Source organism: Polyangium jinanense (assembly GCF_028435265.1).
GTDB lineage: Bacteria > Myxococcota_A > Polyangia > Polyangiales > Polyangiaceae > Polyangium > Polyangium jinanense.
Window position 1 is genome coordinate 529382 of the sequence record NZ_JAGTJK010000003.1, and the last position, 11425, is coordinate 540806.

General features: G+C 70.5%; 10 protein-coding genes. All 10 read left to right on the plus strand.

Features of this window, described 5'->3' with window-relative positions:
* Positions 1 to 78: 78 nt before the first annotated feature.
* Positions 79 to 936 carry a hypothetical protein gene (locus tag KEG38_RS10775; RefSeq protein ID WP_272419186.1) on the plus strand — a complete coding sequence of 286 codons (858 nt, stop codon included), beginning with the start codon at positions 79 to 81 and terminating at the stop codon, positions 934 to 936.
* 59 nt (positions 937 to 995) lie between these two features.
* A complete protein-coding gene (locus KEG38_RS10780; RefSeq protein WP_272419188.1) occupies positions 996 to 5063 on the plus strand; it encodes a serine/threonine-protein kinase in 4068 nt (1355 codons plus the stop codon).
* 41 nt (positions 5064 to 5104) lie between these two features.
* Positions 5105 to 5632, plus strand: a complete 528-nt coding sequence (locus tag KEG38_RS10785; protein WP_272419189.1) for a hypothetical protein — start codon at positions 5105 to 5107, stop codon at positions 5630 to 5632.
* Between the two features lie 387 nt (positions 5633 to 6019).
* The gene (locus KEG38_RS10790) at positions 6020 to 6427 is read left to right on the plus strand and encodes an RNA recognition motif domain-containing protein (RefSeq protein WP_272419191.1); all 408 of its coding nucleotides are present in this window, start codon (positions 6020 to 6022) and stop codon (positions 6425 to 6427) included.
* Positions 6428 to 6551: 124 nt separating this feature from the next.
* A complete protein-coding gene (locus tag KEG38_RS10795) occupies positions 6552 to 6734 on the plus strand; it encodes a hypothetical protein (RefSeq protein ID WP_272419193.1) in 183 nt (60 codons plus the stop codon).
* Positions 6735 to 6855: 121 nt separating this feature from the next.
* The gene (locus tag KEG38_RS10800) at positions 6856 to 8037 is read left to right on the plus strand and encodes a hypothetical protein (RefSeq protein ID WP_272419195.1); all 1182 of its coding nucleotides are present in this window, start codon (positions 6856 to 6858) and stop codon (positions 8035 to 8037) included.
* Positions 8007 to 8969 carry an AEC family transporter gene (locus tag KEG38_RS10805; protein ID WP_272419197.1) on the plus strand — a complete coding sequence of 321 codons (963 nt, stop codon included), beginning with the start codon at positions 8007 to 8009 and terminating at the stop codon, positions 8967 to 8969. Before KEG38_RS10800 ends, KEG38_RS10805 begins: the two co-directional genes overlap by 31 nt.
* Positions 8970 to 9112: 143 nt before the next feature.
* Positions 9113 to 9586 (plus strand): transcription elongation factor GreB, encoded by a 474-nt coding sequence (gene greB, locus KEG38_RS10810; RefSeq protein ID WP_272419199.1) that lies wholly within the window; start codon positions 9113 to 9115, stop codon positions 9584 to 9586.
* A gap of 59 nt (positions 9587 to 9645) precedes the next feature.
* Positions 9646 to 10422 carry a hypothetical protein gene (locus KEG38_RS10815; RefSeq protein ID WP_272419201.1) on the plus strand — a complete coding sequence of 259 codons (777 nt, stop codon included), beginning with the start codon at positions 9646 to 9648 and terminating at the stop codon, positions 10420 to 10422.
* A 14-nt stretch (positions 10423 to 10436) separates the two neighbouring features.
* Positions 10437 to 11417 (plus strand): fatty acid desaturase family protein, encoded by a 981-nt coding sequence (locus KEG38_RS10820; RefSeq protein ID WP_272419202.1) that lies wholly within the window; start codon positions 10437 to 10439, stop codon positions 11415 to 11417.
* Positions 11418 to 11425: the final 8 nt, after the last annotated feature.

Consider the following 11425-nt stretch of genomic DNA (forward strand, 5'->3'; position numbering starts at 1 on the left):
TCGAATGCTAGAGTAGCGCCGGCTTTCTTCCTGATTTCATATTTTTCATGTTCGTGCAGGGGTGGGGGGGAAGAAAACATGCAACGCAACACGCTCGCTTTGCTGATGATTTCGTTGGGGACGCTCGTGGGCTGCGGAGACGCGGAGGGTGTCTACGAGGAGGAGGAAGGGGCCGTCGAGGAAGTGGCGGAAGCCATCGTCGAGGGCAACGCGATCCAGCCGAACGCGATCCAGCCAAATGCCATTCAACCGAATGCGATCCAGCCGAACGCGATCCAGCCGAACGCGCTGGCGCCGTCGACGCTCAGCCCGAGCTCGCTCGCCGCGCTGCGGGACCCAGGCGAGGCAGGGCAGTTGTCCCGGCTATTCGTGCGGTATGCCGTGGGCTGCGCGCTGGAGCCGTCGCAGTCGTTCACCGTGACGTGGACGGACGAGCTGGGCGTCACGCGGACCGAGATTTACGTCGGCCAGCTCGGGCTCGCGCCGTCATGGGCGACCGGGCCGCTCGACGAGACGGGGCAACGCTGGGTCTCGGCCTGCATCGCGGCCCGGACGAACTGGTATGGCGTGACGGTCACGCTCTCGATGCGCGCCGTCCACGACGCCATCAAGCACGCGGGGATCGTCGAGCGATATAGCTATCCAAAAGAGGAGGGGGCTTTCTGGGGAAATCTGTTCGCGCCGACACCGTACCTGCATTCCTGCGTGTATGTCCCGAACACAGATTACGTCCGTAGCCGCATGCGGGACTGCGCCGCGGGGCACATCGGCACGAACGGAATCGAGAGCTGCGGCATCATCGAGCGCCGCGGTTCCTGCGATGCCGTTTGTGATTCGCTCGATTCGAACAATGGATTTCGTCCGAAATGCGTTTACGATGCAACGGTGAGCCCCCCTCGAAAGACCACGGAGGTCGTGACGGTGTTCCTGCAATGACGTTGGTCCACGGCGCGCCGCTCGACCCGGGCCCGGTTTCCCTGGGCCCGAGGCGAGGCATGCGATGCCTCGCGTGCGGGCGGCGCGTGCCCGTGGACGGTTGCCCCGAGCATGGCGCGAAGCCGCCGGATTCGAGCACGCCCGAGCGCGTCGAGCTGCCCGCGCCGCCGTTTCCCGGCTACGAGGTCACGGGCACGCTCGGCCGCGGGGGGTTTGGCGTGGTGTACGCGGCACGGCGTATCGCAGGCGGCGAGCGCGTCGCCATCAAGCTCGCGCATCCGGACATGGCCGAAGCCGCGCCGCGCCTCGTGCGCGAGGTCGAGGTGATGCGCGCGGTCGGACCGCCCCACGTGCCGGCGTTTGTCGCGCTCGAAGAGCACGCCTCCGCGGGGACGTACATGGTCATGGAGCTCGTCGCGGAGCGGACGCTCGCCGACCATCTGCTCGCCCGCGCGGGGCCACTTGCAGCGCGCGAGGCGATCGCGCTCGGGCTCGCCGTGCTGCGCGCGCTCGAAGCGATCCACGCGCGGGGCTACGTGCACCGCGATCTGAAGCCGGAGAACATCCTCGTCGACGCCGAAGGCAAACGCGCCGTGTTGCTCGATTTCGGCCTCGCACACGCGGTCTGGCCGGCGGCCCCCGCGCTCACCGCCGCAGGCGCGATCGTGGGCACGAGCGAGTACATGGCGCCCGAGTCGTGCGAGGGGCACCACGGCGAGGACACGCGCGCCGACATCTACGCGATGGGCGTCTTGTTGTATGAGATGCTCACGGGGCGCCCGCCGTTCTTCGGTCCCGCGCCGCTCGTGCGCGAGGGCCACGCGAGCCAGAGGCCGCCGCCCCCTTCGGCCGTCGCGCCTCCGCCGTTCGCCCGATCGATCCCGCCCTTGGTCGAGGAGCTCGTGCTCCGTTGCCTCGCCAAGGCCCCGGCCGATCGGCCCCCATCGGCCGCCTACCTGCGCGCGACCCTCGCCGCCGCGCTCGCATTACCTGACGAGGAGCAGCTCGTGCTCGCCGTGCCCATGAGCGAGCCGCCGCCCGGCACGAAGCCGCCGAAGAGCGCCGAGCGGCGCGTCGTGTGCATCGCCTGCTTCGAGTCGAGCCTCGACGCGATCGCCCTCCGGCGCGCGCTCGAGCCGTTCGGCGCGCAGATCGTTCATGCCTCCGCGGGCCGGTGTGTCGCGGCCTTCGGCCACGAGGTCGACGAGAACCCCGCGCGGCGCGCCCTCGAAGCCGCGCGCGCGCTCACGGAGCAAGGCGCGTGTGAGCGCGTCGCGCTCGATCTCGCGTCCGTCGCGGTCCACCTCGGGCCCGATGGATCACGCCGCATCCTGGCGCCGCGGATCGCCCGCGATGACCGGTTCCCGAAGCCCTCGTCGCCGCGCGGCGTCTCGCTTTCGGCCACCGCGCGCGCCGTGCTCGAGGCCTCGGGCGTCGCGCCGGATCCCCTGCCTGTGGACCTCGATCTCGGCGTCGAGGAGACGCCGCCGACGTCGTCGGGCGAGGGCACGGAGGCCACGCCGTCGCGCATCTCGATCCCGCTCTCCGGGCGCGAGCGCGTGCTCGACGCGCTCACGGAGCTCGGGCGGCAGGCCATCGAGGAGTCGCTGCCTGCGGTCGCCGTCGTGCTGGCCGAGGCGGGCTGCGGAAAGAGTTTTCTGAAGCGCGCACTTCTGGAGCGGCTCGGGCAGGTTTTACCGAGGACGCGGCTCATCGTGTTCTCCGCGCACGAGCCGGTGCACGGCGCGGCGGGGAGCGTGCGCGATCTCTTGCAACGCGCCCTCGGTTTGCCCGCGGAGGCGCCCGAGGACGGCGGGCGGAAGCTGCTTGCGGCGACGCTCGGCCCCGCGCGTCATGCCGAGGCCGGCGCGAGCGTGGCCCTCTCGCTCGGGTGGATCTCGAAGGGCAACGGCGCGACGATCACGGGGTCTTCCACGCTGCACGCGATCGAGGCCGCGCCGGGCGCGCTCCGGACGCTGCTCACGGTGAGCGTGGGCGAGGCGCTTCGGCGCAGGGCGCTCGAGGAGCCGCTCTGCGTGATCCTCGACGACGCGCATTTCGCCGACGACGCGACGCTCGCGATCCTGGATCTCGCCGCGCGGGCAGAAGCGCGCGCGCCGCTCTTCGTATGCGTGCTCGGCAGACCCTCGTTCGAGGAAGACCACCCGTCGTGGGGCGCGCGAGCACATCGCCGCACCGTGCATCGACTCGGCCCGCTCGATCCCGCGAGCGCCGCCGCGCTCTGCCGCGAGCTTTTGCGACCCGCGGAGAACGTGCCGGAGTCGGCGGTCGCGCGGATCGCGGCGCGTGCCGAGGGCGTGCCGCTCCTGCTCGTCGAGCTCGTGCGAGGACTCAAGGCGCAGGGGATCGTCCGGAAGCACCCCTCGGGCAGCGGGTATTTCCTCGCCACCGACGAGCTCGACGATCTGCCGGATCTTCCGCTCATCGAGTGGCTCGCGCATCGCGAGCTCGACGCGCTGCCGCCTGCGGCGCGCGCGCATGCGTGCCTCGCAGCCGTCCTCGGCGCGGAGGTCACGGTCGCCGAGATGCAAGGCGTGCTCGGTCGGCTCGATCGGATGAGCGCGGGCGGGGATTTTCCGCTCGACGCGCGGGTCGGCTCGGAGAGGCTCGTCGCCGCGGGGCTGCTCGCGCGCCACGGACCGGGCCGGTATGCGTTCCGGCACGCGCTCGTGCGCGAGGCGATCGCGCGGTCGGTGCCGGAGGCCCAGCGCGCCCGCATTCATCTCGCGGCCACGGCACATTTGCAGCAAGCCTCGGGCTGGGACGGCCGCTCGCCTCCGCGCGGCGACGAGCGTCACCTCGCGCAGCTCGCGCACCATGCGACGAACGCGGGCGAGCGCGCCCTCGGCGAGCGGGCGTATCTCGCGCTCGCCGACGCGGCGCGGGCGCGGCACGACTGGCTCGACGCGGAGCGCTGCTACACGCGCGCCCTGGAGGCGTCGGCTGCGAGCGCGGGGGCCCCGGACAAACCTCTCGATTTGCGTCAGCGTGCGCTCCGGGGACGGGGTCTCATGCGCTACCGGCTCGGCCGGTATCCGGACGCGCTCGACGACCTCGCCCTCGCGTGTGACGCCGCCGCCGGAGATCACCTCGCGGAGGCCGAGATCCTGCTCGACCAGGCCACGGTCCTCGACTGGATGGCCGACTACGAGGCGTCGCGCGCGCGTGTCGTCTCGGTCCTCGCGATCCTCCCGGAATCGCCGCCGCCCGCGCTCCTCGCGCGCCTCCTGCTCGGCCAGGGTTTGTCGCTCCTCCGCTTCAGCCGCGAGCACGAGGCCGTCCCGTTGCTCGAGCGCGTGATCGAGGTCGCGGACGCGATCGGGGACGAGGCGTACGAGCCTCGCATCGTCGCGCTCTTCATGCTCGGTTTCGTGCTGCCGGCGCTCGGCCGCCTCGTCGATGCCGAGCGGGCGATCGAACGAGCGGTCGAGCTTTGCGAATCGCACGGCGACGACCTCCACCTCGCCAGCGTGATCAACGCGCGGGCGTTTCTCGCGGCGCTCGTCGGGGACAAGGCGCGCATGGTCGCCGACTTCGAGCGGGTCGCCTGGCTCGGCCGCGAGCTTGGCCAGGACTGGCTGGAGATCGCCGCGCACCACAACCTCGGCGAGTACCTCTACCTCTGGGACGATCTCGACGCGGCCGAGCCCCACGCGGCGCGCGCGCTCGCGCTCGAAGTGCGTCACACGGGCGGCGCGCCGCGGCCCGTGATCGCGCTGCTCGACGGCCGCCTGCGGTACTTTCGTGGCGACCTCGAGGGCGCGCGCGAGGCGGCGGCGCGCATCCGGGAGCAGGCAGGCCCGACGCTGCCCGTGCCGGCGGAGGACGTGCTTTGCGTCATGCTGGAGCTCGCCACCAGCGACGCGGACGACGCGGCGTGGGACGCGCTCGAAGCGCGCTCGCGCGAGTTTTCCGTGGGGCAGGAGCGCCTCGAGGTGACGGAGGCCCGCGGTTTGTCGGCGCTCCGTCGCGGGCGCGCGGCCGACGCGCGTCGCCATTTCGAGCGCGCGCTCGAAATCGGGCGGACTCTGCCGAACGTCATGACCCCGCGGATCGAGCGTCTCCTCGCGCGGACGCGGGCGGACGAGGTCACGTTGCGGTCGTAATGCTGATACCCTGGCCGCCGTGGACGGCGTATCGTGCGGGCATGGATGTCGACCGCAATGGGTGGGCGAGCTTTCGGGTTGCGCCGCTCCCCGTGTCGAGCGCGTACACGCTCCTCGCGCCCGATCCTTCGGCGCGCGTCGACATCGCGGTCTGGGCGCACAAGGCCCGCACGTTCTTCGGCGTGGCGCTCGAGCTGCTCCAGCCGAAGGCGTATCCGAACGGCGAGGCGCCCGCGGCGGACGCGGCCGTCGTCCTCGTGCAGCGCAAAGGGCGCAGCGCGGCCACACGTGTGCTCGTCGTGACCGTGCCCGTGGAGGAGGCGCCCGAGGCGCGCGTCTCTGCGGAGGCGGGCGCGGCGGCGATTGGCGGCGCGGGCATGGATGTGCTCGTTCAGCGCGGCAGGCGCGTCTGGCAGGTGTCGAGCGAGGTCGCGGCGGGAGACGATCCGGACGCGCCGCTCGCGCTCGCCGCGATCCTTGCGTCGATCCTGCTCGCGCCGATCGTCCCGCCGGGTGGCGGCACGATCTTCGGCGTGAAGGGGGCGCGGGAGCGGCTGGGATTGGCGTGACGAACGTCGTTCCTGGACGAACCCGGAAGCCCGCACACGACGCGGCCTCCTCGCGTGATCGCGAGCACCTCTTTTTTTCGCGTCTTCTGCGATCTCCGTCCGCACGGGGCCTCCAGCGTCCCCGAGAAAAGGCGGCGACAGGCTTGCGACCGCCTCCGCGTCGGGGTACGGTAGGTGCCTCACGAACGTCACTGGCCCTCGACACGACGCTTTCTTTCCTCCCTCCACTCGGAGGGGGACGGGCTCGCCTCGAACGACTGGCAGACGCAGCGTGTGCTGGCGCGGACTGACCCGCGCGGCACGTCCCCGTTCGATCGCTACGGCTTCGTCGAATGGTCGGCAGAGATGGCGCGCAGCGCGCGAAGGAAGCCGTGAAAGCATCATGTCATGGGAAATCGTCTCTACGTAGGCAACCTCTCCTACAGCACCACCCGCGAGACCCTCGAGCAGGCGTTCTCGGCTGCCGGTGAGGTTCGCGAGATTGCGATGCCGACCGACCGTGAGACCGGTCAGCCGCGCGGCTTCGCGTTCGTCACGATGGGTTCGGCGAGCGCGGCGACGAACGCGATCTCGCAGCTCAACGGGGTGATGCTCGACGGCCGTACGCTCAAGGTCAACGAGGCCCAGGAGCGTCCCCCGCGTGAGGGTGGCGGCGGCGGCGGCGGCGGCCGTGGCTTCGGCGGCGGCGGCGGTGGCGGCTTCGGCGGCGGCGGCGGCGGCGGTGGCCGCGGCGGCTACGGCGGCGGCGGCGGTGGCCGCGGCGGTCGTGGCGGCGGCGGGCGCGATCGTTACTGATCGGTAACGGCCGATCGGCCACGAGCGGCGCGGCGGTTGCCAGAAGGCACCGCCGCGCCGATGCGTCTTTACATCCCCCACGTCCTTCGGGACGCGCAGAACCCCAAGCGAAAGGCAAAGCCGCATGCAGAGGCAGGGAGCGCTGAAGCGCCAGAAGGAACGCGCGCGTCAGGAAAAGCAGCGCGAGAAGACCGCGAACAAACTCGAGCGTCGCAAGGAAAAGGACACGCGCGATACGCACGCGCCGGGTGAAGATCCGGACATCGCCGGCATCGTCCCGGGGCCCCAGCCGCCTCCGGTGGACTGAGCTCGCGAACGCGAATCACCCGCTCTTCTGCGCCTCTCGCGCGCCCTCCGCGCGCTCGCCTGCACCCGAAGCTCGACCTCCCATTTGTGCGGGAGCGGAGCGTCGTGATACGCACCCTCCCATGCGGAACGTGAGACACGTGGGAGTCGTGCTCGTCCTCGGAGTCGCGGCGTGCGGCGGCGCGCCGGGCGCCGGCGGGGCGAACCCCGTGACCACGACGGCGGGTTCTGCGGAGAAGGCGACGAAAGGCGCGGGCGAAGCCGGGGACGCGATCCCGAAGGCACCCGAATCGCAGCAGCCGAACCGATGCGCGAAGGGTGGGCCGTTTCCGGCGCTCTCGGCGACGCCGAAGCCCGCGACAGAGCCTACGCCGCTCCCGTGCCGCGCAAGCGACAAGGCGGCCGAGAGCTCGGTCGCCGCGGAGATGCGGGCGCAGTTCAAGCCCACGCGGCCGGGCAGCACGCTCGACGTCTCGTTCGGATGTGACGGGCTCGATCAGCCCATTGCGAAGCTCGTCTACGAGCGAGGCGCCGGGCACGGCAACCAGCTCGAGATCGTGCAGATCTCCCGTTCGGATCCCGCGGCCGCGTCGTACGACGTGATCGGGATCCGTGAGCCGTCGCCGTTCATGAGCAACCCGAAGACGCCTCCGTTCCAGGTCGTGCGCGCAAAGGTCCCGACCGACGCGGTGCACGCGAGAATGCCTTTCGTACGCGCGGCGCTCCGGACGACGCTGCGCGAGGTCCTGCCGAAGTCGGGGCTCACCGGGTACGCGGCGTTCGGCTCGTCGTCGACCATGCACGCGCTCGTGCGTATCGAGGATGCCGCGGGGCGATCGATCGAGAAAAAATACTCGGACGCGATCGACAGCGACGGCCAGGGCCAGTACCTGCCGCTCCTGCGTGCCGACGCGGAGATCCGGCAGATCGTCGACAAACTTCCGTGGCAGGACGGCCCGGCATCGGGCGACGAGCTCGAGCTCTTCGAGGAGCGCTTCCTCGCGGCGATGGTCGAGTCCCCGGCGCAGGACGCGTGGTGGGTGCGTGCTGCTCATCTGGAGCTCGCCGGCCGCGCCGGGGCACGATCGCTCGTGCCGTCGATCCTCGGACTGCTCGACACGCCTCGTCCCGAGGGGCCTTCCTCGGACGCCTGGGAGCGGAAGCAGGAAGCCGCGATGGAGGCGCTCGCGAAGCTCACGGGGTGGGACCCGCGGAAGGACGCAAAGGGCGCGACGCGCCCGATCGAGGCGGCGGCGCGTGATTTCGTGGCCGAATGCGGAAAGGTCTCGCCCGCGGCGCGATGACACAAGCGCTCGGTCCGCTCCTCGGGGGGCTCTCGCTGGTGCTCGCGCTGGGCTTCGTGCTCGCGCGCGTGCGGGGCCTCGGCGCGCGCGAGGCTGACGTGCTCAATGGGCTCGTCGTCGACGTCACGATGCCCGCGCTGCTCTTCGCCGTGCTCGCGCGGGACGGCATGGCGTGGGGCGCGGCGCGCGTGCTGCCGTGGTCGGCGATCGCGCTCCTCGCCTCGCTCGGCGTGGGTGCTGCCGTGGCGCGGGGCTTCGGCCTCGATGCGCGCGCGATCGGCAGTGCGGGGATCGTCGCGTCCTTCAGCAACACGGGTTTCCTCGGTTTGCCGCTCCTGCTCACGTTGTTCCCGGGCGACGCGGACGCGAGCTCGGCGGCGATGATGATCGACCTCGTCATCACGACGATCCTGCTCTGGACCCTGGGCCAGGCGTACGCCGAGCGCTTCGGCCGCGGCGCGAGCTTCGACGCGAAAGCCGCGCTCCGCATCTTCAAGAAGCCGCTGGTCCTTGCCGTCCCGCTCGGCGCGCTCGTGCACGCGCTTCACCTGCCGATCCCGCCGTTCTTGCTCACCACGCTCGAAGGGCTCGGGCGCACCACGACGTACCTCGTGTTCCTCTCGCTCGGCCTCTCGCTCGACGTGCGCGCTCTCTCGGGCCGCGTCGCGCCGGCCATCGCGATCTGCGCGGTCAAACTCCTCTTCGCGCCGGCCGTGGCGCTCCTCTGCGTCCGCGTCTTCTCGGTGTCCGAGCCGCTCGCCACGGTTGCCGTGCTGCAGTCGGCGATGCCCTCGGCGCTCGCCAGCGTGATCATCGTCGCGCTCACGGGGTGTGATCGTCCGCTTGCGGCGGCGGTTTGCACTCTGGCGTCGCTCGCCTCGATGGCGACCTTGCCTCTGGTCGCCTGGATCATCGACGCCACGCGGCCCTGAGAGGGTGCTCCACAGGCTGCTGCGCGGCTCGATGCGTCGGTCGGCCTCGCTCGACGTACAGTGTACGCCTCGCTCGGCCTCCCTAGCCTCGAGCCGCTCGCTACGCCTGTGGAACACCCTCCGAGCCTGCTAAGGTCGCGGCCGTGCCGAACCCGAACTACATCACGCCCGAGGGGGCGCGTCGGCTCTCGGAGGAGCTCGGCCGGCTCCGCTCGGTGGACCGACCGCGGATCGTCCAGGAGGTCGCGGACGCGGCCGCGCAGGGCGATCGGAGCGAGAACGCCGAGTACATCTACGGCAAGAAGAAGCTGCGCGAGATCGACCGCCGCATGCATTACCTGACCAAACGGCTCGAGAGCGCGGTCGTCGTGGATCCGAAGGAGCAGAAGGGGGACAAGGTCTTCTTCGGCGCGGCCGTCGAGGTCGAGGACGAGGACGGCAAGCGGCACACCTATCGGATCATCGGCGAGGACGAGATCGACAGCAAAACTGGGCACATCAGCTGGAAGTCGCCGGTGGGCCGGGCGCTGCTCGGCAAGAGGCCGGGCGATGTGGTGACGGTGCGTCGTCCGGCGGGCGACATCGAGATGGAGATCGTGAGCGTCAAGTACACGTGAGGTGATACGATGTCCGCGTTTTCCGTCGTAGCGTTCTGCCCGACGGACCGGAGCCATCGATGCCGCCGCGTGCCTTCTTGTCTCTTGCTTCCCTCGCGTTCGTCGCTGTAGGCGCTTCTGCCGCGCTCGCGGCGCCTCCGCTGCCGCCGCCCGCGTCGAGCCCCCCGCCAGCGTCCCCGGCCACGCCGGCTGCTGCTCCTGATGCAGCGTCCGCACCCGCCGCTGCGCCCGCGCCCGCCACGCCTGCGCCCGCGCCCGATTCCATTTCCGCGCCTCCACCTCTCGCCGCGCCGCCGCCAGCGCCTCCGGGCGCCGCGCCTCCTCCGTGGATGTGGCGTCCGCCTCCGCCGGCCTATGGGCTTTATCCTGGCTGGAGGCTCGAAGAGGATCGGCCGTCGAAGGAGACGGACGCGCGGACGTGGTACGGCTGGCAATCGCTGATCGGGGTCATTCCCTCGCACGCGCTCTTCGCGTTCAGCACCTTCGACAACGACCTCGAGTTTCTCATGGTCGCCGGCGTCCTCGGGCATTGCTTGACCTCGCCGATCGTGCACTGGGCGCACGGGAACGTGGGGCGTGGTTTCCTGAGCCTCGGGCTCAACGCGACCCTGCCGCTCGCGGGCATGGCGCTCGCATTCGAGACCGGATCGACCGAGATGCTCATTGCGGCGGGGCTCATCACGATCGTGGGCTGGCCGATCGTCGATACGGTCGCGCTGAGCTACGAGGAGGCTCCGAAATCGAAGGACAAGAGCACGAGCCTGATCCATTCGTTCGGGGTCGTGCCGATGATCGACAGCGATACAAAGGGTTTGTCGCTCGTCGGCCAGTTCTGACGAATGATTTCGGTATGGCTCCCCGAAGCGATCCTTCCGCCCGCCCCCCGTCTCCGCGCGACGCGGCCGTGACGATCCTCCGGCCGCGGGACGCCGAGGGCGCCCTGCATACGTTCGTCGCGGTATTTCTCACGGCTGCCGGGATCTGGTTGTCCTCGCGTTCGTCGTGGGCCGCGTGGTTCGGCGGACAGATCGTGTTCGCGATCTCCTTCGTGAAATGGTTCTCCCTGCTGCATGAGGCCGGGCACCACACGCTTTTCGCGACGCGGGGCCTGAATACCCTCGCCGGCCACCTCGCCTCGGTGATCTCGGTGCTCCCGTATACGAGCTGGAAAGCCATCCATCGCATGCACCACAAATGGACCGGCTTTCAGGACAAGGATCCCACGACATCCTCGCTCGTCCCGCGCCCGCTCGGCGCCTTCGAGCGCGCCGCCATCAACATCGCCTGGCGAGCCTGGATCCCGCTGTTTTCGTTCCTCTACCGGGCACAGAGCTTCTGGCACCTGCCGCGCCTCTTCCGGCTCTTCCCCGATGCACGCGCCCGCCGCGCCTTCGTCGTCAATGCGATCGCCTTGCTCGCGCTGTATGCCGCGGCTTTCGTGTTCGTTGGACCTCTGGCGATGCTACGGCTCTTCGGGCTCGGCCTCTTTCTCGGGTTCGCGTGGATGGACGTCATCATGTTGAGCCAGCACACGCACATCCCGCTCGAACTCTCCCACGGCGCCGACGTCGCGCCGATTCCCGCGCCCGAGCAGGCGCCGTATACGCGTTCGCTGCGGTTTTCGTGGTTCCTCTCGACGTTCGTGCTGACGGGATTCGACGCGCACGAATTGCACCACGTCTTTCCTTTCGTGCCGGGCCCGCGCCTTCGGAACATCCCGTGGACGCCGCCGAACGAGGCGCCCGCGTGGGCCTGGATTCGCGCGGCCAAGGCCGTCCCGGCCGAGGTTTTTCTCTTCAAGAACCGGAGCACCTCCGGCCTCTCGATCTAGACCCGTGG